Origin of the sequence: Pectobacterium carotovorum (genome assembly GCF_900129615.1) — a bacterium.
Taxonomy (GTDB): Bacteria; Pseudomonadota; Gammaproteobacteria; order Enterobacterales; family Enterobacteriaceae; genus Pectobacterium; species Pectobacterium carotovorum.
Genome location: NZ_FQWI01000003.1, coordinates 1 through 26,325 on the forward strand (window position 1 = coordinate 1; position 26,325 = coordinate 26,325).

General features: G+C 52.7%; 21 protein-coding genes. 16 read left to right on the forward strand and 5 right to left on the reverse strand.

Annotation, left to right across the window (positions count from 1 at the left end; all coding sequences use genetic code 11):
- From BUB06_RS07095 to rpiB, 3 genes are all read right to left on the reverse strand, one after another.
- Positions 1–176: hypothetical protein (locus BUB06_RS07095; RefSeq protein WP_175552155.1), on the reverse strand; the 176-nt coding region annotated here is incomplete at its 3' end.
- A gap of 15 nt (positions 177–191) precedes the next feature.
- Positions 192–1,142, reverse strand: a complete 951-nt coding sequence (gene tal / locus BUB06_RS07100; RefSeq protein ID WP_039472007.1) for a transaldolase — start codon at positions 1,140–1,142, stop codon at positions 192–194.
- A gap of 212 nt (positions 1,143–1,354) precedes the next feature.
- A complete protein-coding gene (gene rpiB / locus BUB06_RS07105) occupies positions 1,355–1,813 on the reverse strand; it encodes a ribose 5-phosphate isomerase B (RefSeq protein WP_039472009.1) in 459 nt (152 codons plus the stop codon).
- A 542-nt stretch (positions 1,814–2,355) separates the two neighbouring features.
- Here rpiB and BUB06_RS07110 point away from each other — a divergent pair.
- The 8 genes from BUB06_RS07110 to mtr all read left to right on the forward strand — a co-directional run bounded on the left by BUB06_RS07110 (position 2,356) and on the right by mtr (position 13,221).
- Positions 2,356–3,738 (forward strand): MFS transporter, encoded by a 1,383-nt coding sequence (locus BUB06_RS07110; protein ID WP_039472012.1) that lies wholly within the window; start codon positions 2,356–2,358, stop codon positions 3,736–3,738.
- A gap of 1 nt (position 3,739) precedes the next feature.
- Positions 3,740–5,512, forward strand: coding sequence for an L-erythrulose kinase (gene lerK, locus BUB06_RS07115; protein WP_039472013.1), 1,773 nt, complete (start codon positions 3,740–3,742; stop codon positions 5,510–5,512).
- Positions 5,509–6,288 (forward strand): L-erythrulose-1-phosphate isomerase, encoded by a 780-nt coding sequence (gene lerI, locus BUB06_RS07120; protein WP_039472015.1) that lies wholly within the window; start codon positions 5,509–5,511, stop codon positions 6,286–6,288. Before lerK ends, lerI begins: the two co-directional genes overlap by 4 nt.
- Before the next feature lie 16 nt (positions 6,289–6,304).
- Positions 6,305–7,141, forward strand: a complete 837-nt coding sequence (locus BUB06_RS07125) for a sugar phosphate isomerase/epimerase family protein (RefSeq protein ID WP_039472017.1) — start codon at positions 6,305–6,307, stop codon at positions 7,139–7,141.
- A 37-nt stretch (positions 7,142–7,178) separates the two neighbouring features.
- A complete protein-coding gene (locus tag BUB06_RS07130; RefSeq protein ID WP_039472019.1) occupies positions 7,179–8,036 on the forward strand; it encodes a phosphogluconate dehydrogenase C-terminal domain-containing protein in 858 nt (285 codons plus the stop codon).
- A gap of 201 nt (positions 8,037–8,237) precedes the next feature.
- On the forward strand, positions 8,238–9,200 hold the full coding sequence (locus BUB06_RS07135) for a sugar-binding transcriptional regulator (RefSeq protein WP_039472020.1): 963 nt from the start codon (positions 8,238–8,240) through the stop codon (positions 9,198–9,200).
- A 271-nt stretch (positions 9,201–9,471) separates the two neighbouring features.
- On the forward strand, positions 9,472–11,751 hold the full coding sequence (gene maeB, locus BUB06_RS07140) for an NADP-dependent oxaloacetate-decarboxylating malate dehydrogenase (protein ID WP_010307161.1): 2,280 nt from the start codon (positions 9,472–9,474) through the stop codon (positions 11,749–11,751).
- A gap of 195 nt (positions 11,752–11,946) precedes the next feature.
- The gene (gene mtr / locus BUB06_RS07145; RefSeq protein WP_039472022.1) at positions 11,947–13,221 is read left to right on the forward strand and encodes a tryptophan permease; all 1,275 of its coding nucleotides are present in this window, start codon (positions 11,947–11,949) and stop codon (positions 13,219–13,221) included.
- Positions 13,222–13,405: 184 nt separating this feature from the next.
- On the opposite strand, the gene BUB06_RS07150 is transcribed toward mtr, so the two are convergent.
- The gene (locus tag BUB06_RS07150; protein ID WP_010307164.1) at positions 13,406–13,858 is read right to left on the reverse strand and encodes a YaiI/YqxD family protein; all 453 of its coding nucleotides are present in this window, start codon (positions 13,856–13,858) and stop codon (positions 13,406–13,408) included.
- Between the two features lie 3 nt (positions 13,859–13,861).
- The gene (hemF, locus tag BUB06_RS07155; protein WP_039472025.1) at positions 13,862–14,794 is read right to left on the reverse strand and encodes an oxygen-dependent coproporphyrinogen oxidase; all 933 of its coding nucleotides are present in this window, start codon (positions 14,792–14,794) and stop codon (positions 13,862–13,864) included.
- 181 nt (positions 14,795–14,975) lie between these two features.
- Here hemF and BUB06_RS07160 point away from each other — a divergent pair, with 181 nt between their 5' ends.
- The 8 genes from BUB06_RS07160 (at position 14,976) to BUB06_RS07195 (ending at position 26,222) form a co-directional block, all read left to right on the forward strand.
- On the forward strand, positions 14,976–15,401 hold the full coding sequence (locus BUB06_RS07160) for a GNAT family acetyltransferase (protein ID WP_010284320.1): 426 nt from the start codon (positions 14,976–14,978) through the stop codon (positions 15,399–15,401).
- A 130-nt stretch (positions 15,402–15,531) separates the two neighbouring features.
- On the forward strand, positions 15,532–16,053 hold the full coding sequence (locus BUB06_RS07165) for a sigma-70 family RNA polymerase sigma factor (RefSeq protein WP_039472026.1): 522 nt from the start codon (positions 15,532–15,534) through the stop codon (positions 16,051–16,053).
- Positions 16,040–16,990 carry a FecR family protein gene (locus BUB06_RS07170; protein ID WP_236689852.1) on the forward strand — a complete coding sequence of 317 codons (951 nt, stop codon included), beginning with the start codon at positions 16,040–16,042 and terminating at the stop codon, positions 16,988–16,990. The genes BUB06_RS07165 and BUB06_RS07170 overlap by 14 nt, the downstream gene beginning before the upstream one ends.
- Positions 16,991–17,109: 119 nt before the next feature.
- On the forward strand, positions 17,110–19,926 hold the full coding sequence (locus tag BUB06_RS07175) for a secretin and TonB N-terminal domain-containing protein (RefSeq protein WP_080726774.1): 2,817 nt from the start codon (positions 17,110–17,112) through the stop codon (positions 19,924–19,926).
- Between the two features lie 25 nt (positions 19,927–19,951).
- Positions 19,952–22,723 (forward strand): M16 family metallopeptidase, encoded by a 2,772-nt coding sequence (locus BUB06_RS07180; RefSeq protein WP_039472030.1) that lies wholly within the window; start codon positions 19,952–19,954, stop codon positions 22,721–22,723.
- Positions 22,720–24,393, forward strand: a complete 1,674-nt coding sequence (locus tag BUB06_RS07185) for an ABC transporter ATP-binding protein/permease (RefSeq protein WP_039472032.1) — start codon at positions 22,720–22,722, stop codon at positions 24,391–24,393. Before BUB06_RS07180 ends, BUB06_RS07185 begins: the two co-directional genes overlap by 4 nt.
- 187 nt (positions 24,394–24,580) lie before the next feature.
- Entirely contained in the window at positions 24,581–25,180 is a 600-nt protein-coding gene (locus tag BUB06_RS07190; protein WP_039472034.1) for an RpoE-regulated lipoprotein, read from the forward strand.
- A 142-nt stretch (positions 25,181–25,322) separates the two neighbouring features.
- On the forward strand, positions 25,323–26,222 hold the full coding sequence (locus BUB06_RS07195; protein ID WP_039472036.1) for a Dyp-type peroxidase: 900 nt from the start codon (positions 25,323–25,325) through the stop codon (positions 26,220–26,222).
- The last annotated feature ends 103 nt before the right edge of the window (positions 26,223–26,325 follow it).

Genomic DNA, 26,325 nt, shown 5'->3' on the forward strand with positions numbered 1-26,325 from the left:
TGGTCACGGTTGGCCCAGTTAGGGTTGGCCGGATTATGGTTAAGATAATCGCGCCACAGCACTTCGGCGATATCGGCCATGCCCATCGGTGCGCCTGGGTGACCGGATTTGGCTTTCTGCACCCCATCCATGCTCAGCGCGCGGATAGCATTGGCAAGTTCTTTACGAGAGGACATGCTTGACTCCAGACATTACAGCTTGGCCGCCAACAGCGCTTCCAGCTTTTGTTGATCGGCAGCGAACAGGCGAATGCCTTCCGCCAGTTTATCGACGGCCATCGCATCCTGATAGTGTTCCCAGCGGAACTCGGCTTCAGACAGCGGCGAAGGTGGATTGAACGCTTCGGTCGACGGCGTCAGCTGGCGTTCGACCGGGGCATTGCTGTTTTTCAATTGCTCCAGCAGCGCGGGGGAAATCGTCAGGCGATCGCATCCCGCCAGTGCCAGAATCTGTTCCACTTTGCGGAAGCTGGCCCCCATGATCACGGTTTGGTAGCGGTGGCGTTTGTAATAGTCATAAATATGACGCACGGAGATCACGCCAGGATCGCTTTCAGCCTGATAGTCGCGGGTGGGCTGCTTTTCCTGATACCAGTCATAAATCCGCCCAACAAACGGCGAGATCAGAAAGACACCCGCTTCGGCGCAGGCGCGCGCCTGAGCAAACGAGAACAGCAGCGTCAGGTTGCAGTTGATCCCTTCTTTTTCCAGCTCTTCAGCCGCGCGAATCCCTTCCCAGGTGGCGGCAAGCTTGATCAGAATGCGCGAGCGTGGAATGTCTTTTTCCTGATACATCCCAATGAGCTTGCGCGCTTTCGCTACGCACATACCGCGATCGAACGAGAGGCGGGCATCCACTTCGGTGGAGATGCGACCCGGAATGCTTTTCAGCACTTCTGCACCGATATTCACGGCCAGTCGGTCGCTGGCGTTGATGAGCCGCGTTTCCGGGCTACCGCCTTGCTGGTTTGCATAGGCGATCGCGTCATCAAACAGTGGTTGATACTGGGGCAGGGTGGCGGCTTTCAGAATCAGGGACGGATTTGTGGTGGCATCTTGTGGCGAAAATTGACGAATAGAGTCGATATCGCCGCTATCGGCGACCACCACGGTAAACTGCTTAAGGGCTTCTAATTGATTCATGATTGAGCTCCTTGATGTAAAAGAGAAATGGCCTGCGCAAAACAGAGCCAACACACTGCACCATGAGGGCGTGGAATAACATGCGCTTTTTCCGATTGCTGCGGTTGGGCTCTCTCGACGGAACACTATTTTGCTGCACGGAAAGTCGGCTGAACGAACAGTAAGACTGACGGCCAGCCAGTCTGGGGATAACTGCGGGCCGTCAGACAGGATTACCGATGATTTTCTTGATGTTCGTAGTAGCTGATTTTCTCGACTTTCGGTGCCGATCCGCCACCTTCAAACTCGGCATCCAGCCAGGCGCCGACAATCTCTTTTGCCAGTTCAGGGCCGATAACCCGAGCGCCTAGTGCGATCACCTGCGCATCGTTGCTTTTTCTGGCCCGCTGAGCGGAATAGGTGTCATGGCACTGAGCGGCACGAATGCCATTGACCTTGTTAGCCACGATACTCATGCCGATCCCGGTGCCGCACAGCAGGATCCCACGCTGGTGCTTACCGTCTTTAATCGCGTGCGCCAGCGTGTAGGCAACATCGGGGTAGATCGGATTTTCCCCGGAGGGATCGTAGCTGTAGTCGGTCACCGTCAGCCCCTTCTGCTGTAAATAATCAGTAATCGTGTTTTTCAGATCAATCGCGGCGCTGTCTGCACCAATTGCAATCGAGAGCATATCTATCTCCTGCCTGGCTGAGGGTCAAAGTGAGCCTGATATGTCGCTTTCGTTAGATTGTTTATAAAAACATGAATAAACAGACACTAACGAGAATCTCTCTGCATGATTCCGTACATTTCCGGCCTTTTCATGGCTAAACATATACCGCTTTTTTCAAATGTTCAATGTGTGATTATTTGTTTTTTGTTTTGTCAGAGAGGAAAAGGCGATTAAAAGAGTGATCTTGGTCACTTTTACGCCTTTTAAGGCGGTATTTTACCTTTTTGATACATATTTAGATCATGCTCACAATTTTCAAACAGAGAGATAGGCAAAAGATTGGGGCAAATATATCGTTCATATGTTCATGGTGTGTGTTAATGATCTAAATCTTTAGAGGGCATAACAATGTGTCAGACCTGTATGCAAACGATAAAAAAGACAACAAACAACAAAGGTCACACCGGGTATCGAATGACGAAAGAGGATGAAATGCAGGAACAGCCTGGCGTAGAGGCGATGTCATGGAAGGGATTGACTATCGGTAGTAAGGGGGCTGTATGAGTAAAGTATCGGCTGCGGCAACGGCGGGGCAATCTGCCTCAAAACCGTCCACCACCACACCATCTGCTGTAGAACAATCGGCCATTCGCAAGATCTCCTGGCGTCTCGTGCCTTTCGTCGGCCTGATGTTCTTTATTAACTTCCTCGATCGTACGGCCATTTCGTTCGCGGGACCGAATGGTATGAATACCGATCTTGCGCTAACCGTCGCGCAGTTCGGGCTCGCCTCCGGGATTTTCTTTATTGGCTATATTCTGCTGGAAGTGCCGAGCAATCTGGCATTGCACCGCTTCGGCGCGCGCAAATGGCTGTCACGCATTATGGTGTCGTGGGGCATCGTGTCATTGCTGTTTACCTGGGTAAGCAGTCTTGAAGGGCTGTATATCCTACGTTTCCTGTTGGGGATAGCAGAGGCGGGGTTCTTCCCCGGCGCGATCTTGTTCCTCAGCATGTGGGTGCCTGCCCGCTACCGCAGCAGAATCCTGTCACTGTTCTATCTGGCACAGCCGCTGACCGTGGTGTTAGGCGCGCCGCTGGCCGCCTGGCTGATTGAGCAGCATGGCCTGTTCGGATTGTCTGGTTGGCGGGTGATGTTCCTCGGCGTATCCGTTCCCGCCATCATCGTTGGTATCATTACCTGGTTCTATCTGGTGGATCGCCCGGCCGATGCCAAATGGCTGAATGCTGATGAGAAACGCTGGCTGGTCAGTGAACTGGAAAGCGAGCATGCCACCAAAAATCACAGCAAACACCCTAGCGTGATGACCGTGATGTTCAACAAACGCGTCTGGGTACTGTGCCTGATTTACTTCGGTTTTATTTACGGCCTCTATGCACTGGCGTTCTTCCTGCCCACGATTATCGCGGGTTTCCAACAGCAGTTCGGCACGACCTTCAATGTCATGGATAAAGGGCTGATTACCGCCATCCCTTACTTGCCTGCGGCCATCGTGATGTATTTCTGGTCACGTGATGCGACGCGCCGCGGCTGTCGTTCATGGCACATTGCCATCCCTGCGCTGACGGGTGCGATCAGCATTCCGCTGGCGCTGTTCATGGAATCGCCTACGGCGACCATTGCGGTGATCACCGTAACGGCCTGCTCCATCTTCGCCGCGCTACCTAACTTCTGGACATTACCGACCCAGTTCCTGACGGGGGCATCAGCGGCTGCCGCCATCGCACTCATCAATACCATTGGCAATGTTGCCGGATTTTCAGCGGGATACATCACCGGTGCGGTGCGGGGTGTGACGGGAACCTACGTGCTGCCCATGATGATTGTCGGCGGGCTAATGCTGCTTTCCGCCGTGTTGATTGTCCTGCTCAGCCGTTCGGACCGGTTATCGAAATCCGCATCAGCAACACAGGAGCATTAATATGACGTATTTGTTCAACCAACCTTCTGCTTTCGCTCGGGAACTGACCGAAGGCTTTGTGGCGGCGCATGCTGACAAAGTGCGTCAGGTGCCTGGCGGCGTGGTCAGAAGCACTCGCAGTCGTGAAGGTGGGGTCGCCATTGTGGTCGGGGGGGGCTCCGGCCACTACCCGGCGTTTGCTGGCCTGGTCGGGCAGGGGCTGGCGCACGGCGCGGCGATGGGCAACCTGTTTGCTTCGCCATCTGCCCAGCAGATCTGCTCCGTCGCTCGAGCGGCACACAATGGCGGTGGTGTACTGCTGACGTTTGGTAACTATGCAGGCGATGTGCTTCATTTCGGACAAGCCAAGGCGCGTCTGAATGCGGAGGGCATTCCATGTGAACTGCTGGCAGTTACCGATGACATTTCCAGTGCGCCACTGAACGAATCGCAAAAACGTCGTGGGGTAGCGGGCGATCTGATGGTCTTCAAAGCAGCCTCTGCGGCAGCGGAAGCGGGCTACGATTTGGCCGCCGTGCTTGAGATTGCCGAGCGTGCTAACCAGCGCACCCGTTCACTCGGCGTAGCCTTCTTTGGCTGTACGTTGCCGGGCGCGGAACACCCGCTGTTCACCGTCCCCGAAGGAATGATGGCGGTGGGCATGGGGATTCACGGTGAACCGGGCATCCGCGATGTGCCTATTTCAACCGCCGATGAGCTGGCTGAGCTTTTGGTCAGTTCACTGCTGGAAGAGGTGCCGCAAGGTATTGCGACGCTCTCCGGGCAGCGGATCAGCGTGGTGCTCAACGGCCTCGGCGGCGTGAAATACGAAGAGCTGTTTGTGGTTTATCGCCGGGTTTCACAACTGCTGGTCGAGCAGGGGCTGACGGTGGTCGAGCCGGAAGTGGGGGAACTTGTGACCAGCTTCGATATGGCTGGTCTGTCGCTCACGCTGTTCTGGCTGGATGAGGAACTGGAGCGTTTTTGGCGAGCGCCTGCGGATGCACCGGCATTTCGTAAAGGCAGCATGTCTCCCGCTGAACCGCTGGCTGAGCGGACATTCACCACAGAACTGGATGTGATCCCAACCGCGACGGCGGCATCGAAAGCGGCGGCACACTGTGTTGCGGCGGCGCTGAATGCAGCGCGTGATGTTGTGCTAACTAACGTCACAGAGTTGGGGCGTATCGATGCGATTGCCGGAGATGGCGATCACGGTATTGGCATGGAGCGCGGGGTGATTGCCGCCGCGGAAAAAGCGGCTGAAATGCTGGAACAGCAGGCGGGGGCCGGTACGTTATTGCAACGTGCGGCAGATGCCTGGGCCGATCGGGCTGGGGGAACCTCTGGTGCAATTTGGGGCGTCGCATTGAATGCGCTGGGAACCGTATTGGGTGATGAACAACGCCCTGACGGTCGCCGTGTGGCTGATGGCGTGCGTCAGGCCAAAGAAAGCGTGATGCATTTTGGCAAAGCGAAACCGGGGGATAAAACGCTGGTGGATGCCCTGATCCCCTTTAGTCTCGCACTCACACAGCGGGTGGACGCTGGAATGAGCTTGCCAGAAGCCTGGCAGCAGGCCGCGCAGTGTGCGCAGCAGGCTGCTGACGACACGGCACAACTGTTACCCAAAATTGGTCGCGCTCGCCCGCTGGCAGAAAAAAGCCTGGGAACACCCGATGCGGGGGCGATATCGCTAGCCATGATTCTTGATGCTGTCTCGGCGGTATTGAACAGCGAGACGACGTCGAGCCCTTCACGTCAGACGGCGGCGCAAGCGGAGAGTGAGCGATGAGTTCTCACAAATTAACGCTAGGCGTCAGCCTGAAAATGTATTTCGGCTACCAGCAGACGCTTGACTGGTGCCAGCACATTCAGGCGATGGTGGCACAGCATCCGTTGGCGTCACTGCCTTCGGTCAGGCTATTTGTTCTGCCCGCTTTTCCGACGTTAGCACCCGTTGTGCAACGGTTTGCCGAGTCACCCGTTCATGTCGGTGCACAAGATCTGCACTGGGCGGATAACGGTGCTTTCACCGGGGAAGTGAGCGGCACCATGCTGCACGAAATGGGGTGTCGCTATGTCGAAATCGGACACGCCGAGCGCCGCCGCTATTTTGGTGAAACGGATGAGCATTTCGCGCTGAAAACAGCGGCGGCCTGGCGTAATGGTTTAACTCCGGTGCTGTGCGTTGGCGAAGAGAAACGCGGTTCGACGCAGCAGGCAATCGACACCTGTCAGGCTCAACTGGCGGCGGCGCTGGATCTGGCCCAGAAGCAACAACTGACGGGTGAGTTGATACTGGCCTACGAACCACAGTGGGCGATTGGCAGCACGGAACCTGCCCCGACGGCCTACATCCGTGAAGTTTGTCAGGCATTAAAACAGCACGTTCCAACACAGGCAGGCGTGCGTGAAGGGCGTGTCATTTATGGCGGTAGCGCGGGGCCGGGATTGCTTAGTCAGCTTGGCGATTCGGCTGATGGTCTGTTTCTGGGGCGTTTTGCCCACGATCCGGCGGCGTTTAACGCCATTATGGATGAAGCCTTCGCGCTCGGCTCGCAGGCGTAAGAGAGAGGAAATAAACATGGCAATCGGATTAAGTACTTATGCGTTCTTCTGGCGAGCCTCTTCTCGCGTGCCAAAGCCGCTGGGATTGCAAGCCATGCTGGAGCAAACGGCGGAGTCTGGTGCGGGCGTTTTCCAAATTTGTGATTACGCCGCGGTCGAAACACTCTCACCTGCCGAATTGGAAAAACTGCGACAGCACGCCGCCGATTTAGGCATCCAACTGGAGTTGGGGACGCGGGGATTAGACACGGCGCACCTGACGCGCTATCTCACCATGGCGCGTGCGCTGGATGTCCGTTTTATCCGCACGATGTTCAACACGGCAACACATAAGCCAACGCAAGACGAGGCGCTTACGTTACTGCGCCAGGTGCTGCCTGAGTTTGAGCGGCATGACATCCAACTGGGGCTGGAAACCTACGAACAGGTAAAAACGCGCGACGTCCTAGCCGTGGTTGACGCCATCGACAGCCCGGCACTAGGGATTTGTCTCGATCCCGGCAACTGTGTTGCTGCGCTGGAGTATCCGCGCGAGGTGATTGAGCTGACGGCTCCACGCGTGGTTAACCTGCATATCAAAGATTTTGCCTTTGCCCGTCAGGAAGGGTGGGTGGGCTTTACCTATTCCGGCTGTCTGCTGGGCACCGGCCTGCTGGATTACGACGTGCTTCACCAGAAAGTCCGTCCGAACGAACGAAACATTAACCAGATCGTCGAGCATTGGCTGCCGTGGCAGGCCAACGCGGAAGAAACCTGCCGTCTGGAGGACGCCTGGACGCGCCATAGCCTGAGCTACCTGTATACCCGAAACCCGTACGCAGGCCGTTCATCACCGACAACGCATTCTATTTAATCGCTTTTTACTATTGCAAATCTGAGGAGTAACAATCATGGCTGCTGAATTGAAAACCATTACCGTACTGGGCGCTGGCGGCAAAATGGGCATGCGCATCTCTGCCAATTTCCAGAAAAGTGACTATCAGGTGTTTTACTGCGAGAACTCGCCGCGCGCGCAGGAACAAGTCGTGGCCGCAGGCAGGGAGCTCTCCGTTGCCGAGCAGGTTATTCCTGAAAGCGATGTCGTGATTTTGGCTGTGCCAGATATTGCGCTGAAGGTGGTCTCCGGGCTGGTTGTTCCGCAGATGAAAAGTAACGCCGTGCTGCTGACGCTGGACCCGGCTGCGGCCTATGCCAATCTTATCGCCAAACGTGATGATATCGATTATGCCGTCGCACACCCGTGCCATCCTTCCGTATTTCTGGATCGCTTCACGCCGGAAGAACATGCCGATGCATTTGGTGGCGTAGCTGCGCCACAGCACGTTGCGGCATCTTATGAAACGGGCAGCGACGAGCAGAAAGCGGAACTGGCTCGCGTGGTGAAAGTGATGTATGGCCCAGTGCTTGACGTGCACTGGGTGACGGTAAAACAGCTGGCCTATCTGGAACCAACGCTGGTTGAAACCGTCGCCTGTATGGTTGGCACCTTGATGAAAGAAGCGCTGGATGAAACCATCAATACGATTGGCGTGCCGGAAGCCGCGGCGAAAGCCATGCTGTATGGTCATATTCAGATTGCGTTGGCGGTGGCTTTTCGCAGCACCAACCCGTTCTCAGATGCGTGCATGATCGCCATTGAATACGGTAAAGAGAACATCATCAAACCAGATTGGAAGAAGATTTTCGACGAAAAAGAGCTTGATCTGGTGATTGCCAAAATGCTGAAGATTGATGCGATTCAACGGTAATATCCTGCCGCTGTCGGAGCCAGCCTTTTGGGCTGGCTTACAGCACGGCTGCCTTTGTTCGTTTGCGTCACCGTCAGGGATCATCGCGCCGGGCTTGAGCCGCTCTTCCCGGCATGCAACAATTATTCATCGCGACTGTTTTCATCTGTAGACACAGCGTCTGTATAAACCGATCCCCTTGCGTAAGGAAAATGTGACCAGATGGAAAAACAATCAGGATCTCAGGAAAGCGAACTTCTCACTGAAATCGCCGTCGCTTATTATCAGGACGAAATTACTCAGGAAGAGATCGCCAAGAAATTTGGTATTTCGCGCATCAAGGTCGGACGTTTACTGAAGCGGGCGAAGGAAGAGGGCATTGTTGAAATTACCGTGCGCTATCACCCGGTATTCAGCACGCGTCTCGAACAGCAGATGCTGGAGCGCTTTTCGATTAAGCGCGCTCTGATTGCGTTAGATCATCAAGATGAAGAGGAACAGCGGCGGCAGGTTGCAGCGCTGGTTTCTAACTATCTGGCACTGTCGTTGAAGGACGATACGGTGGTGGCGGTGGGCCAAGGGCGTAATGTGGCGGCGGTCGCAGATCATGTGAGCAATGTGACGGAACGCAATTGCCGCTTTATCTGCGGTATTGGCGGAACGCACCGTCCCGGCGATGCGATTAACGCCGACCATATCAGCCGCCGTCTGGCAAAGAAATTCGGCGGCAGTAGTGAAACGCTGTACTCACCCGCTTATGTCGAAAACCGGGCGCTGAAAGAAGCATTCATGCAAAACGGTACCATTAAGGAAACGCTGGATCGGGCGCGCAAGGCCGATATCGCGCTGGTGGGCATCGGGGATATGAATGAGAACAGCTACATGGTTAAACTCGGCTGGTTCACCCCGCATGAAATTATTGATGCCAGCCTGAATCAGGGCGTGATTGGCGATATCGCCGGGTATGACTTCTTTAACGCTCAGGGCCTGCATGTTGATACGGTGATGAACGAACGGGTTATCGGCGTGAGTATTGAGGAGTTACATAAAATCCCCTGTGTGATTGCCATTGCTTCTGAAAACACCAAAGCGTTAGCCATTCTCGGTGCACTGCGCACGGGAGCCATCGATATTATCGCCACCAGTGCAGGCAATATTCGTACTATTCTGAATATGACGCAGTAACTCACTTTTCTCCGTTACGTGGTGTTTTTACATCACGTGACGCTTATTGCCCATTCGTCCCCCATTTCCCCTGAATCGCGTCTGAACGGCCTGTTCGGTGTCCCTGACATCGACGGCAAGCTGAACAAAAAACCGTCAAATAAAATAACTATATTAACCAGCATTCCCCCGCAGTTTTTGCCATCCTCGGTAGTTTCGTCATTCGCAAACACTATACTGGGTACTCTTGACCCTACAGACACAACACAACAAAACCGAAAAGGTACATAAAATGGATGAACAGCTAAAGCAAAGCGCCCTTGATTTCCACCAGTATCCGATTCCCGGAAAAATTCAGGTTTCCCCGACGAAACCACTGGCGACACAGCGCGATCTGGCGCTGGCCTATTCCCCTGGTGTCGCGGCTCCCTGTCTGGAAATTGCGGCAGATCCACTGGCCGCCTACAAATACACCGCGCGCGGCAATCTGGTTGCCGTTATCTCTAACGGGACAGCCGTTCTGGGTCTCGGCAATATCGGTGCATTGGCCGGTAAACCGGTGATGGAAGGCAAAGGCGTCCTGTTTAAAAAATTCTCCGGCATTGATGTTTTCGATATCGAAGTCGACGAGCTGGACCCAGACAAACTGATCGACGTGATTGCCGCGCTGGAGCCGACGTTTGGCGGTATCAATCTGGAAGACATCAAGGCGCCTGAGTGCTTCTACATCGAGAAGAAACTGCGTGAGCGCATGAAGATTCCGGTCTTCCACGACGATCAGCATGGCACCGCAATCATCTGTACCGCCGCCGTTTTGAACGGCCTGCGTGTAGTAGAAAAAAATATCTCCGATGTGCGTCTGGTCGTGTCCGGTGCGGGTGCGGCGTCTATCGCCTGTCTGAACCTGCTGGTGGCGCTGGGTCTTCAGAAGCACAACATTGTGGTGTGCGATTCACGCGGCGTGATTTTCCACGGCCGTGACGAAAATATGGAAGAAACCAAGGCCGCTTACGCGATTGAGGATAACGGTGCTCGCAAGCTGGCTGACGTGATCCCTGATGCGGACATCTTCCTCGGCTGCTCTGGCCCCGGTGTACTGACGCCAGAGATGGTGAAAACCATGGCACCGCGTCCGCTGATCATGGCGTTGGCTAACCCGGAACCAGAAATTCTGCCGCCGCTGGCGAAAGAAGTGCGCCCGGATGCCATTATCTGTACCGGCCGTTCGGATTACCCGAATCAGGTGAACAACGTGCTGTGCTTCCCGTTCATCTTCCGTGGCGCGTTGGATGTCGGCGCAACTACGATTAACGAAGAGATGAAGCTGGCCTGCGTGCATGCGATTGCCGATCTGGCGCTGGCAGAGCAGAGTGAAGTGGTGGCATCGGCCTACGGCGACCAAGAGCTGTCATTCGGCCCAGACTACCTGATCCCGAAACCGTTCGATCCGCGTCTGATCATCAAGATCGCACCGGCGGTGGCGAAGGCGGCGATGGATTCCGGCGTGGCAACGCGTCCGATCGAGGATTTCGATGCCTACATCGAAAAACTGACCCAGTTTGTCTACAAAACCAACCTGTTCATGAAGCCGATCTTCGCACAGGCGCGTCAGCAGCCTAAACGTGTCGTCTTCGCGGAAGGTGAAGATGCGCGCGTGCTGCACGCCACGCAAGAACTGGTGACGCTGGGTCTGGCGTTCCCGATTCTGATTGGTCGTCCGAGCGTCATCGAAATGCGTCTGCAAAAGCTGGGGCTGCAACTGACCATCGGTAAAGATTTCGAAGTGGTTAACAACGAATCCGATCCGCGCTTCAAAGAATACTGGAGTGAGTATTTCGAACTGATGAAACGTCGCGGTGTGTCGCAGGAGAAAGCGCAGCGTGCGGTGATCGGCAACCCAACGCTGATCGGGGCCATCATGGTTCACCGTGGCGAAGCGGATGCGCTGATTTGCGGCACGATTGGCACGTATGAAGAGCATTTCGATGTGGTTGAGAAAGTGTTCGGCTACCGCGAAGGCGTGCAGGCTGCGGGCGCGATGAACGCGCTGATGCTGCCGAGCGGCAACACCTTTATTGCTGACACCTATGTCAACGCGGATCCAACGCCGGAACAGCTGGCGGAAATCACCCTGATGGCGGCAGAAAGCGTACGTCGTTTCGGTATTGAGCCGAAAGTCGCGCTGCTGTCGCACTCCAGCTTTGGCACCTCGGATTCCCCAACGGCACAGAAGATGCGTGCCACGCTGGCGCTGGTCAACAAGCTGGCACCGGAACTGGAGATCGACGGTGAAATGCACGGTGATGCCGCGCTGGTGGAAGCGATTCGCCGCGAGCAAATGCCGGACAGCCCGCTGAAAGGCTCGGCTAACATCCTGATCATGCCGAACATGGAATCTGCGCGTATCAGCTATAACCTGCTGCGCGTTTCCTCTTCAGAAGGTGTGACGGTAGGGCCGGTACTGATGGGTATTTCAAAACCGGTACACATCCTGACGCCGATTGCCTCCGTGCGCCGGATCGTGAACATGGTCGCACTGGCGGTGGTAGAAGCACAAACTCAGCCGCTGTAAGTTATTTCCAGTCATCCAGACAAACCCAGCCAGAAGTTGGCTGGGTTTTTTACTTATCTCAATTTATCGACCAAATAGATCGCCTGGCCGATATGAATCAATGGAATAATTTTTGTTTTATGCCATGATCCCGCCTCGTCTTTAGGGGGAGATTCCCCAGACTCGATAAAAAAAACCAACGAGCGAATATCGGCTATGGCAACACGCGCAGTGAACGAAAATACAGTAGCAAAAAGCGGTACAGAAAAGCGTCTTCCTTCGCTGTTTGGCGGGTCGATGATTATTGCAGGAACGATTATTGGCGCTGGGATGTTTTCCCTGCCGGTGGTGATGTCGGGGGCCTGGTTTTTCTGGTCATTTGCCGTGTTGGTGTTTACCTGGTTTTGCATGTATCACTCGGGGTTGATGATACTGGAGGCGAACCTGAATTATCCGACGGGTGCCAGCTTCGATACGCTGACCAAAGATCTGTTGGGTAAGACCTGGAATGTGATTAACGGCATATCGATTGCCTTTGTCCTCTATATTCTGACCTACGCCTATATCTCGGCGAGTGGCTCAATCATCCATCACACGCTTGCTGAGATGTCGATCGATTTCTCCGCGCGAATCGGCGGTTTTCTGTTTGCGATGTTTGTCGCGTTGACCGTTTGGTGGAGTACCGCGGCGGTGAGTCGCATGACCGCCTTTTTTCTGGCGGCAAAAGTACTGACTTTTTTCATGACGTTCGGCAGTCTGCTGTGGAACGTTAAGCCGGTTGTTTTACTCAATGTTGCGGAAGAAGCGCCCAGCTATCTTCCGTATGTGTTGATGACGCTGCCATTCTGCCTGGCCTCTTTTGGCTTTCATGGCAACGTTCCCAGTCTGGTGAAGCATTACGGCCATAAGCCACAGGCCATCAAACGTTGTCTGTTTATTGGCAGCGCTCTTGCGCTGGTGATGTATGCCATCTGGTTGATTGGTACGATGGGAAACATTGCCCGCCCTGATTTTATCGGGATTGCGGAGCGGGGCGGTAATATTGACGTGCTGGTGCAGACGCTGGGTAGCGTGTTGAACAGCCCCTATCTGGACGTGTTGCTCACCGTTTTTTCCAACTTCGCGGTCGCCTGTTCATTTCTTGGGGTAACGCTGGGGCTGTTTGATTATCTGGCGGATTTATTGAAGTTTGACGATAGTCGACTGGGAAGAGCCAAGACGGCGCTGGTGACCTTTCTGCCGCCAATCATCGGCGGTCTGCTGTATCCGAACGGCTTTATTTATGCGATTGGGTTTGCCGGATTGGCAGCCACCGTATGGGCGGTGATTACGCCTGCGTTGCTGGCCCTTGCATCGCGTCGCCGCTTCGGTAGCCCGCTGTTCCGCGTCCGGGGCGGCAATGCGATGGTTGCGCTGGTGCTGCTATTTGGCATTGGCACCGCGCTGATACATGTGCTTTCGAGTCTCGATCTGCTGCCAGTTTATCGCTAAGTAATATCGCCATCCTGCTTTGCTAAAACAGAAGGGACGAGATAGTTAATGTTGGTTGCTTGAGCCTGTTTTTAGGAGAAACGCGGGGATGAGGTTCCCGTAGGGATACCTCGCCCCGCGATCGCTCCGTGTATCTCGATCTTTTAACGATCGGTAGTCTACGGAAGGGGAATCAGGCAGAGCGTTACGGCTTTTTCGACTGCTGCAACCACTTGTCCAGTTCATTAGCGAACTGCTGACGATCCCGCTGGTTTAATGCGCTTGGGCCACCGGTTTGTATCCCGCTGGCGCGCATGGTATCCATAAAATCCCGCATGTTCAGCCGTTCCCGAATGGTATCCGGCGTATAGCGCTCTCCACGCGGATTCAACGCGATGCCGCCTTTTTCTATCACTTCCGATGCCAGCGGAATATCCGCAGTAATCACCAAATCTCCTGCTTCAACGCGTTGCACAATCTCATTGTCGGCGACGTCAAATCCCGCTGAGACGCGCAGCGTGCGAATAAAGCGCGACGGCGGTACTTTTATGGTCTGGTTGGCAACCAGTGTGACCTGTGTTTGTGTGCGATCCGCCGCGCGAAATAGCACTTCTTTGATGACGTTAGGACAGGCGTCGGCATCGACCCAAATCTGCATGACTTATGCTTCCTTGTTGTGCGTGTGACTTTCTGCCAGCCAGTCTTTAGCTGGTAAAAAATCTTGATACAGCAGGGCTTCCGGGCTACCCGGTTCAGTCTGATGCTGGTATTCCCAGCGTGCCAGCGGTGGCATGGACATCAAAATTGACTCGGTGCGTCCGCCGCTTTGCAGGCCAAACAGCGTCCCGCGATCCCAAATCAGGTTGAATTCCACATAGCGCCCACGACGATAGAGCTGGAATTCGCGCTCGCGTTCTCCCCACGGCAGATCTTTACGCCGTTCGACGATGGGCAGATAGCCATCGAGGAAGCCGTTACCGACGGCACGGATGAAGGCAAAGCTGGTAGCAAAATCTGGCTCGTTGAGATCGTCGAAAAAGAGTCCGCCGATACCGCGGGCTTCGTTACGGTGTTTGAGGAAGAAGTAATCGTCGCACCACTTTTTATAGCGCGGGTATATATCGTCACCGAACGGCTGGCACAGGTCGTGAGCGGTCTGATGCCAGTGCACCGCGTCCTCTTTGAAACCATAATAGGGCGTGAGATCGAACCCGCCGCCAAACCACCAAACCGGCTCTTCTCCCGGTTTCTCGGCGACGAACAGGCGCACGTTGGCATGGCTGGTGGGAATGTAAGGGCTCAGTGGATGAATTACCAGCGAAACGCCCATCGCCTGAAAGCTGCGGCCTGCCAGATCGGGGCGGTGGGTGCTGGCTGAAGGCGGCAACGATTTACCGATGATATGAGAAAAGTTTACGCCCGCGCGTTCAAAGATGCGTCCGCCGGACAGCACGCGACTGCACCCGCCGCCGCCTTCGGCACGCAGCCATTCATCTTTGGCGAAATCGGCTCCGCCATCGAGTGCTGCAAGCTGCTGGCAGATATCTTCCTGTAAGCTAAGCAAAAAATGTTTTACCGCATTGACGTCAGACATAGTGGGCATCTCGTTTCTCTGGCGATGAGGGCACAATAATAAAGGCGGCAGTATACCATCAATAAAATCGATCCCCGGTCACCTGTTGTGTGATTCCTGATAGCGGCGCGCAATTTGAGATTGCGTCTGATAAAAATCACGCGATAATCACGATTTACCTTATTGCAAAATGGCGACTGTGATGGAAATCCGCATATTCAGGCAGGATGACTTTGAAGCCGTGATCACCCTCTGGGAGCGCTGCGATTTGCTGCGCCCGTGGAACGATCCTGAAATGGACATCGAACGTAAGCTCAATCACGATCCCGATCTGTTTTTGGTCGCAGAGGTGAACGGCGAAATCGTAGGGTCGGTGATGGGCGGTTACGACGGCCACCGCGGATCGGCATACTACCTTGGCGTGCACCCGGATTTTCGCGGGCGCGGTATTGCGAATGCGTTGATTAGTCGGCTGGAGAAAAAACTCATTGCCCGCGGCTGTCCGAAAATTCACCTGATGGTGCGCGAAGACAACGATGCCGTGATCGGCATGTATGAAAAACTCGACTATGAGATCGTTGACTGCATCACGCTGGGAAAACGCCTGATTGAAGATCGGGAATATTGATTTTTACATGCATTATTCCATGGTGGGCTGAATGGCGTTGTCTAAAAAGTGTTGCATCGTGCCACTGGCTTAGATGATAATGAGTATCAATTAAACTAATATCATCTGCTTTTTGCCTGTTGAAACCACTATGACGCAGCTAACTTCTTTCTGGAGTGATTTTTACCAGACCCACCAAGGATGGCTGCGGGGATGGCTATGTAAAAAAATGGGCTGCATTCATCAGGCAGATGATCTTACCCATGACACCTTCCTAAAACTCCTGACACTTGCCGATCCTACCGTTATCCGACAGCCTAAGGCGTATCTGATGGTGACGGCGAATCACGTCATGATCGATCAGTTCCGTAAGCGTAAGCTGGAACAAGATGCGTTATCTGCATTAGCAGTACTGGTTGATGGGGAAGAAGAGCATTCTGCGGAATATCGTGTTGCGATAAGTCAGCTTGTGGCGACGGCGCTGCACATTCTGACCCATGAGTTAGATGAAAAGGTACAGCGTGCGTTTATTATGGCGCGTGTGGAAGGGCACGATTATCGGACGATTGCTGAGGCGCTGCACGTGAGCGAGAGTAGCGTAAAGCAATATCTGGCGAAAGCGATGGTGCATTTCCATAGTCGGATCTTTTTCCAGGAACATGATGAAGCATAACGCTGACTTTGAGCAGATTCAGCAGCAAGCCGCTGAATGGATACTACGCTTCTCAGAGGTCGAGCAGGATAGCGACGACGCGAGATTACTGCAGAAAGAGTGGCAGCAGTGGTGCCTGAGCGATGCTCGCCATTCTGTGGTTTATCATCAGATGCAGCAATTATGGGCAAGTGCGGCAATCACACCAGCTACGACATCCCGAAAGTCACGTTCATCAAGTTATGTTGCCCTTGCGATTTTCATCGCGGGTGGCTGGTTACTCAGCCAACTGCCTTATGCTTATTGGTTGGCCGATCAGCGTACTGTTGCGGGTGAAATTCGGCGCATTGTGCTAGATGACGGCAGTGAATTGATGATTAACAGCAATTCGGCTGTGAATATTTCCTTTACATCACAAAAACGAACGATCACGCTGCTACGTGGTGAAGTTTACGCTCATGTTGCCAAAGATCCGCGTAGCAGACCGTTTGTGATTGACAGTGCACAGGCAACAGCCCAAGCATTGGGTACCCGATATAGCGTACGCGATACAGGGAAAGATACGCTGGTGAGTGTTGACGAATCGCGTGTACGTGTTACTGCAAATGAGAACCCGGATATCCGTCTCGACCTTGATGCTGGTCAACAGGTTAGACTCGATCAGCTTCATATTACTCGACCTGTGAGTGCGTCTACTGAAGCCAGTTGGATTCACAACCAATTGATTTTTGAAAATGCCCCGTTCATTCAGGTTGTTGATGAACTTTCCCGTCATTACTCTGGGCTGATTTATCTGGATCCGCGTCAACGTCAGGAACTCGACAGCCTGCACTTTACTGGTGTTCTGCCATTGAATGACAGTCAGCAGGCGCTAGAGTTACTGAAACATTCCCTTCCTATCTCCGTCCGGCAGTCTTTCGGTTACATTGTCTGGATTAGTGAAAATAAAAATCGTTAATAATCAATGGTAAGATATTAATTTAAATATAAATGATAATTATTTTTATTTTCTTCTGCCCGATTTTTGCTGAACAACGTCTTCTCTCCTGAAAACATAAAATAATTCAGGATAAATTCATGCGTAATTTTTTGGGGATGCGTAACACAATTTGGCCGACTGCGATGCTAACGCTGGCGTTAAGCGGAGGCAGTTCGGTGTTCGGCGCAACGGCACCAGCACAATCAATACACCTTCCTGCACAGTCATTGGAAAAATCATTAACACAGTTGGCACGGCAGACGGGTGTCAATTTTGGTGTTGATAGCCAACTGGTTGCAGGGAAGCAAGCTCCTGCTCTGGAAGGAAACTACACGGTGGAACAGGCTTTGGGAAGGTTATTGAATAGCAATAACCTTTATGCAGAGCCGACAGAAACCGGTAAAGCTTTTATCATTCGCCCAATGGCTAGCGTGCCTGCGGCGGATGATGTGCAGAACATAACTACGAGTCCAGAGAATAGCCGTGTAGGAAATGAAGGGCGCGGCGATGTGATCATGGTAAAAGCACAGATTACGCCTGGGCCGATGGAGATCGGTAGCCAGCAATTGGTAGCTGAGGAAATCGCAAAAAAGCCGACAGCTAATGGAAATATTACTGAATTGCTGCGCACCAATCCAAACGTGCAATTCTCTGAAACCTCACGCAATAGTGAGACCCCCGGAGAACTGGCCCCGGATGTTGTCTCGTTTCACGGTGAGAAGTTCTATAACAACAACTTCATGATCGACGGGATGTCGAACAATGATCGCCTGAACCCCGGTGTGAATGTCGGTGAGGTGGGGTCTACAGCCAATGGGAATGCGGCTAATGATTTCCCATCTGGTCACCCTGAATCTTTCTGGATAGACAGTAGCCTGATTGAAAGCTTGTCGGTTTATGACAGTAACGTGTCGGCTAAGTACGGCCAATTTACCGGTGGGGTAATTGATGCAAAACTTAAAAAGCCCTCGTTTACTGAACCGTCTGGTTCTATCTCTTACCGCACAACGCGGTCGTCATGGACGAAATATCATCTGGAGAAAAAAGATGAAGCCTCGTTCAGTGCCGCCACCACGCTTAAAAGGCAGCCTAAATTTACCAAAAATTTTTATAATCTGAATGTGAGCCAGCCCCTTAATGATAATGCGGCGCTGATGTTTGTATATAGCCGTAAGGAATCTGACATTCCGTTCTGGCATACGATTTTGCAAAAATGGGAAGATCAGTCGCGCGAATCCGAAACGTATATGTTACGTGGTGCGTGGGATGCTAATGAACGAAATCAATTTAGCTTATCACTCATGCATTCACCTCATAGTGCAAGCTATGTGCGTTCCAATATAAAGGATGGGGATTTTACTGCTGAAGGTGGTGGATATAACGCTAATCTGAAGTGGGATAATCAGAATAAATGGGGGAAAGTTGCCACACAGGTAATATGGAAGCAGAACGAAAATACCATCAGGAATAAAGGAAATAATTTTTATAATTGGCTTAAAACAGACAGTATTGACTGGGTATCGAGCTTTTCTGGAACTGCAGCCCAGCAGGGGGGATATGGCACGGTAAGAACCGAGCAATCGGGTATTAATTTTAAACAGGATTGGCAGCTAAATCCTGTTTCTGTATGGGGTATACAACATCAGTTTGATTTTGGCTTTGACACTGATTTTTCCGAAGCTCGCTATCAGCGTAAAGAAAATACCTACACGTACGCTACTGCGAATAGAAAAAATACTGTGATATGTAATGGTGATTCGGCATGTATTGACGGTGAACAATATTTTCGCCAACGGTCAGTGTATGAAGCTTCGGATGTAAAAGTAGCGGCAAGCACTTATGCTGCTTATCTACAGGATACGTTAACCTATTCCCGTTTAACTGTGGTCCCAGGTATTCGCGTTGACTATGATGATTACATGAAAAATATGAACATCTCCCCGCGCTTAAGCTCTAGCTATGATGTTTGGGGGGATCGTTCTACTGAGTTTTTCGGTGGAATAAATCGTTATTATGCAGGAAATGTGTTGGCCTATAAGTTAAGAGAAGCGCGTAAACAGGGCTATACCGAATGCCGTGTTGAGCATTTGAATTCATCTGGGTCATGTAGTGCTGCATCAACGAGTTCCAGCAATATACCGGGTGATTGGGTTTATTTTCGTAATCTTTCTGGTACTGATTACCGATACACTTCATTAAACACGCCTTACAGTGATGAATTAAACCTCGGTGTGCAGCAGCGTATTTATGACACCGTTTGGGCGCTGAAGTGGGTTCATCGTGAAGCAAAAGATCAGTTTTCTGCTGAGAGAAATAAAACTACAAAAATTTATGAACTCACTAATAACGGTAAATCCGAATCAGACACGTTTAGCCTTGTGGTAAAACCCGTTTCTCCAATTGAATGGAACTCCGCGGTATTCAGCTGGACTGCGGGGGGGAATATTCAGAAAAGTACTTCTTCAAATAAAGACTATGACACTGAGTCGGATATCGATGGCTATATTCTCTACAACGGAAAAATGATCCGCGCTATTGATAAACCTGCAGATAATTTCAATCGCCCTTGGACGGCATTTCTTGAACTGAATACAGAAATACCCAACTGGCGTTTGGATTGGACGCAACGCTTGAGCTATGTGGGGGGCTATAAGGCGATGACGCGAACTGAAACTATTAACTGTCCAGATGATGACCGTTGTTCCGGATATGTTGGTGCTACCGATGTTTATGAAGAAGAGCAGTATGGCAACAATATGCTGTTGGATTGGCGTGTGACTTATACCCAGCCATTAGGTAAGCAGAATCTAAAAGTGGGTGTAGATGTACTTAATGTCCTGAATAAAGCCAATAAGAACGAATCTAATTATGGATTGGGTCGTCAGTTTTGGCTTGATGTGACGTATTCATGGTAAGCGATAAAAATAATAAAGGTCAGTGATGAAAAATAAAATCATGTACTGGCTAGCGGGCGTTATTTTCCTGTTAGCTGGAAGTGTTGTGAGCCAGGCCGAAGAAGTTAAAAGCCCGTTGCCGGTTTTTAAAGAAGGGACGTTGGCAAATGGACTGCGTTACACCCTTGTGCCGCTGGAAGGGCAAAAGTCGCGGGTCGATATTCGCCTGATTGTTGATGTCGGCTCGATTGATGAGAAGGACAATGAATCCGGCGTGGCGCATATCGTGGAACACATGGTGTTCCGCGCTAGTGACGCGTTTCCTCAAGGTGTGAGTACGGAACTGCACAAGCAGGGATGGGTACGCGGGCAGAGCTATAACGCCGTGACCAATTACGAGCGCACCATGTACATGATGAGCCCGCCGAAAGGTAACCGCGATCTGGGGACGACCTTGCAGGCGCTGAGCCAGATGACAGGCCATGCCAAATTGCTGCAAAGCGATCTTGATGATGAGCGCAAAATTATTCTGGAAGAGTGGCGTGGCAAGCTGGGCGTAGCGGAACGCATGAACCAGCAGCGCGTACAGGCGATTCGCCATGACTCTCGTTATCCTTCCCGCCCAACGATTGGCACGGAAGCGTCGATTAACGACACGCCAGCCAGCGTACTACAGGATTTCTATCAACGCTGGTATCACCCGTCGAATATGCGTTTGATGATCATTGGTGATATCACGCCTGCGGATGCAGAACGCGAAATTCAACGCTATTTTGCACCGTTGCCCAATGTCGCTGTGCCAGCCCGTGATTACTACGAGCCGTTACTGAAACCGAGACTCAACGTTGCGCGTTTGCAGGATAGCCAGAGTGGCAGCAGCCAGGTGTCATTTGTCTACCGTTTCAATGACAAAGACACATTCGGCCAATCCGATTACCGTCATCGTTTGCTGACGCAAATCACACTGTCTGCGGTAACACGTCAGGTTCGTCGACAACAAGCGGAACTGCCACAAGACGCCAGTAGTCTGGTGGTGCGTAAATCGGATATCGGTAAAACGACGGCTGCACTAGGCTTTTTCGCCAATGTGATGCCGGGTGGTCATGACGCTGCTATTTCCGCCGTACTGAAAGAAATTGAACGCTTCAAACGCTATCCGTTAAACGAACAGGACATCACGGAGATCAAATCCGACATTCGTGAAGTCGCACAGCGTATGAGCGATACACCTGAAAAACGTGAGTTTTCAGACTGGGTTCAACAATTGACCATCGTCTGGCAGCAGGATCGCCCTTATGTCGGCAGCCAGCAGCGCGGTAAAGATGCACTGGAAGCGCTGGATACCATCACGGCGGAAGATGTGAACCGCCATTGGCAACGTTGGTTAGCGTCACCTGATACGTTGGTTCAGTTTAGCGTGCCGGGCGCGACGCCTTTCACCTTGCCTAAACCGGATGCGATTCGTAAGTTGCAGGCACAGTGGGCAGCCGCGACGCTGGCACCGCTGCAAGTAGAAAAAGAGAAAGTCATCCCTGAATTGCCTGCCGTAACGCAAAGTGGGAAACGTACGGCGGTGAAGACCTTTGCCGCGCAGAAGGTAGAGCAGTGGCAGTTGAGCAATGGTGACCGCGTGGTATGGCTGCGTGCGCCAGAAGCGGGTAAAAAAGTCTACCTGACGGCAGTGAGCGACGCAGGATATTTGTCAACCTCGACCAATCCGTGGCAGGTACAGCTGGCAAGCCAACTGGTAAACCAAAGCGGACCGGCAACATGGAGCGGTGAAGCGCTTAGTAACTGGAAAAAGGAAAAGACGCTGTCGCTGGGTATTGCTCAGGAAGCCGATCAACTCACCGTGAACGGAAGTGCGCCAACAGAGCAGTTGGCAAGCCTGCTGGGGCTATACCGTGAGCTGAATGTGGCTCCGGGTATCGACCCTGAAGTGATGAAAGAAAGCATGATGGGTCTGGCGCGTCAAAAAGCCAATGACGATCAATCTGTTTCAGGAGAACGGGCCAGTGACATTGCCAAACTGCGTTTTGGTGAGCCAGCCTGGCAGCAACCTGAAATTGCGGAACTGAAGCAAATTTCAGCGCCGGCGCTGCTTTCACAGTGGCATAAGGCGGTATTTGCCCCGGTAACCTACTATCTGGTGGCAGATATGCCTGCTGCACAGATTTTGCCGCAGGTTGAACGCTATTTAGCGACGATCCCGCGTCAGCCTGCTAGCGAGGTGAAATCACATCTGGCTCTGCCGGGTAAACGTGAAGCGACATCGGCTATCAGTATTGAACCGCGTGCCGATATCCGCGCCTGGAGCTTCACACCGCATGCGTGGACACCACAGGCCGCGGTGCAGGTGAGCGTTGCCCGTAATCTGGCGAATAAATATCTCAAAACCAGCCTGCGTGATGATGCGTTAGGCATTTATCGCATGCGTGTCGATAGCGAACTGGAAGATAAAAGACAGCGTATTGAGACAGAAGTGAGCTTCACCAGCGCGCCTGACCGTGCGCAGGAACTGTGGAAACTGGCTGAGAACGTCTTTGCTGAACTGCCGACGAAGATCACTCAGCAGGATGTAGAAGATCAGAAAGCACAGTTCATTCGTGCGGAAAAAGGGCGTCAGGGCGATCTCATGACGATACAGCGCCGTCTGCTCCTGAGTTACCGCCATTATGACGATCCGCGTTATCTGACTAGCGTAGCCAAACTGTCCGACAGCATCACGCTGGAAGACGTACGGGCGATGTCGGCGAAGCTGTATAACCCGGATAACCGCGTGCTTTACATCACCTTGCCGCAAGAGGTGAAAGAGTGAAAAAGATGGCGGCACAGTTTGCCGATCTCTGCCGCCCCTTTTGGGGCGGTAAGCGAAGCTGGCAGGCATGGGGGCTTCTGCTGGCTGCGGTGTCGATGGGATGGATGATTGTCTATCTCAACGTGTTGTTAAACGAATGGAGTAAAACGTTTTATGACGCGTTAGGGGCATTCGACAGTGGCCTGCTATTTTCACTGATGAAGACCTATGCGCTTTATATCCTGATCTATATCGGGGTATTCGCGCATCAGGACTGGTTTACCAGTTGGCTGGTTCTTCGCTGGCGTACCGCGTTAACGGAACAGCTGGTTGATAGCTGGATGGCGAAGCGGGCATTTTACCGCATGTCGGTTGCTGGCAAGATCGATAACCCCGATCAGCGTATCGCCGAGGATATCAGCTTGTTTGTTGATAAAACGGTCAGCCTGACGGTGTCATTTTTAGTTGTGACGGTACAGCTCTTTTCTTTCACTGTTATTTTGTGGGAGCTGTCGGGGGTTCAGCGATTTACCCTGTTTGGCGAAGAGTGGGTAATTAAAGGTTATTTGGTCTGGGTTGCCATTCTCTATACGCTCTTGGGCAGCCTGATTACGCATGTGGTCGGTAAGCGTCTGCATGGTATCAATTATGATAAACAGCGTGCGGAAGCGGATTTCCGTGCGTCTTTGTTACGTAAGCACGATAACGCGGAGCAAATTGCGTTGTACGGTGGTGAACAGCAGGAAAAAAACCACCTCAAGCGTAATTTTACGTCCATCGTCACCCATTATTGGCGGTTGATGAACGCCGAACGTAATCTGGTTTTTTTCACTTCTGGTTATATGCGCGTCAGCCAGATTGTCCCTATTTTTGCTGCACTTCCCGCTTTCCTCAGTAAAACGGTGACGCTGGGGGGGCTGATGCAGATTCGCGGGGCGTTTGGTCAGATACATATTGCGTTGAGTTGGTTTATTCGGATGTATAAGGAACTGATGATTCTTTCCGCCAGTATGGCGCGTCTTAGTCAGTTCAAAGAAGAAATCAAACGTCATCAGTCTGAACAGGCCGATGCACCAGTAGGTCAGGATTTACGTATCGAGCAACTCTCTTTCACCACGCCGCAGGGCGCTCCGCTGTTGCAAAAGGTGGATCTGAGCTGTGAAGCGGGTAGCTGGAGTAAGTTTTCTGGCCGCAGCGGGCTGGGGAAATCCACTCTGCTGCGTACGTTAAGCGGCCTGTGGCCGTATTACGATGGCCGCTGGCAGTCGCTTGAAGGCCACAGCTTGCTATTACCGCAGCAAAGCTATTTGGGGCAGGGTACGCTGGCAGAGATCCTCTGCTATCCGCATCCGCCGCTGGCCGACAGCGATATGCTGCGTCAGACGCTCGATAGCGTCGGGCTGGGCGCGTGGCGCGATCGTCTGGATGAGCAATTGAACTGGGATCGGGTGTTCTCCGGCGGAGAACGGCAGCGTGTTGCCTTTGCCCGCGCGCTGATTGCTAAACCCGATACGCTTTATCTGGATGAAGCGACCAGCAATCTGGATCATGACGCCGCCAGACAGCTTCTGGCTCTGGTCAAGCTAGCATTGCCGGCGTGTACCGTGGTGGCGATTACGCACCAGACGGAGCTGGACGATCTGTTCACGCACCGTTATGACTTAACAGATTTTGCCTCACAGCGTAGTTGATGTTGCTCGCAGGTCTTCCGGCTCTCGGGAGGCCTGCGGTTCTGGTAGGTTTCTCGTCCCATGCCCCCTATAATCTTCCGCAGGATTATCCCGTCTTTACGGCACTTTTCGTCGCTCGCAGACTCCAATCCCCATCTTACTAGGGTGGCTGATGACGAAAGCCGTTCAATCTTGAGGAGTACATGCCATGAATTTTCGCCCGCTGGGTTTATCGCTGGTGCTGGGTTTACCGCTGTTGCTGACTGGATGCAGCACACTTTCCAATTTCTCCTGGTCCAGCCTGTCGCCGTTTAACTGGTTCGGCAGCTCGCTGGAGGTGACCGATGCAGGTGTCGGCGGCATCAATGCCGGTACGCCGCTGTCCGAAGGGGCGTTACAGAGCGCACTGGATGGCAGTTATCAACTGCGTAGCGGAATGGGCACGTCCAACGGTCAACTGGTTGCGTTTTATCAGGCGCTGGATGGCAAAGACGTGAAGATGGTCATCAGTGGGCAGCCGAAGGGCAGCGTGCGCAAAGTTGAGGTCATGGATCCGGCAATTGGCAGCGCAGGTGGCGTGAAAATAGGGGATGCTTTTAGCAATACCTACAGTAAAGCGTTTGAATCCTGCCAGTTAGGGCAAGGTGATGATGCGCAGAGCGTGGAATGTGCCGCGCCGCAGAGTACGCATATCAGCTACGTCTATTCCGGCGAGTGGAGCGGCCCGGAAGGCTTGATGCCGCCCGATGATATCCTGAAAACCTGGAAAGTGAGCAAAATCGTGTGGCACGCGCAGGCGCGAAACTAACTTGCGTTTACGCAAGGTAAAAGTCAGGCGGCTTCCGGTATGATAGCGGCGCCGCCTGATATTTTTTCGGCGGTCGTATGCGCCATAACTATCGTAGTAAACCATAACAACAAAGAAAAAACTGACGCTTGAGGAAGCAGAAATGACACCAATTCAGAGCGGTATTTTATTGGAACACCGCCGTTTTGCCATTTTTATGGAAGCGATGATTCAGGGAGAGTTTGATGCTATCCGGCAGGGATGCAAAAAATTCTGTCAGATGTTACAAGAGTTACAGCAGCAGTATCCCGATGCGGGATTAGGCGCCGTGCTGGCGTTTGGCAGCGATGTCTGGCGGGATCTGGACTGCAACCACGGTGCAGCGGAGCTGAAGCCGTTCACGCCGCTGGGCAACGGGCTTGCTCCTGCCACGCAGCGCGACCTGTTGATCCATATCCAATCGCTGCGCCATGATGTTAATTTCACGCTTGCACAGGCGGCGCTGGCGGCGTTTGGTAGCGCGATTCGTATCGAAGAAGAGACGCACGGTTTCCGTTGGGTGGAAGATCGCGATTTAAGCGGCTTTGTCGACGGCACGGAAAATCCGCAGGGCGATGCGCGTCACGCTGTGGCGATTATCCCAGAAGGTCAGCCGGATGCGGGCGGCAGCTACGTGTTTACTCAACGTTGGGAACATAATCTGAAGCAGTTGCAGCGTTTTAGCGTGGAGCAGCAAGAGCAAATGATTGGCCGCACCAAGCAGGACAATGAAGAACTGTCTTCCGATGAGCGCCCTGTGACGTCGCATCTTAGCCGCGTGGATTTAAAGGAAGACGGCAAAGGGCTGAAAATCCTGCGTCAGAGCCTGCCTTACGGCACCGCGAGCGGGAAGAACGGGCTTTACTTTGTTGCCTACTGCGCGCGTCTGCATAACATTGAGCAGCAGTTGCTGAGCATGTTCGGCGATCGTGACGGCAAACGCGATGACATGCTGCGCTTTACACGTGCCGTCAGCGGCAGCTACTTCTTCGCGCCTTCTCTCGATCAACTTTTGTCGCTGTAAGAGCTGACTCGTTTTCCTGATGCCTGCACCTGTGCAGGCATCAATTCTCTCCGCTTTCAATTTTCCGCTCCCTGCATTGGCTATCTGACCGCGCCTTTCCTTT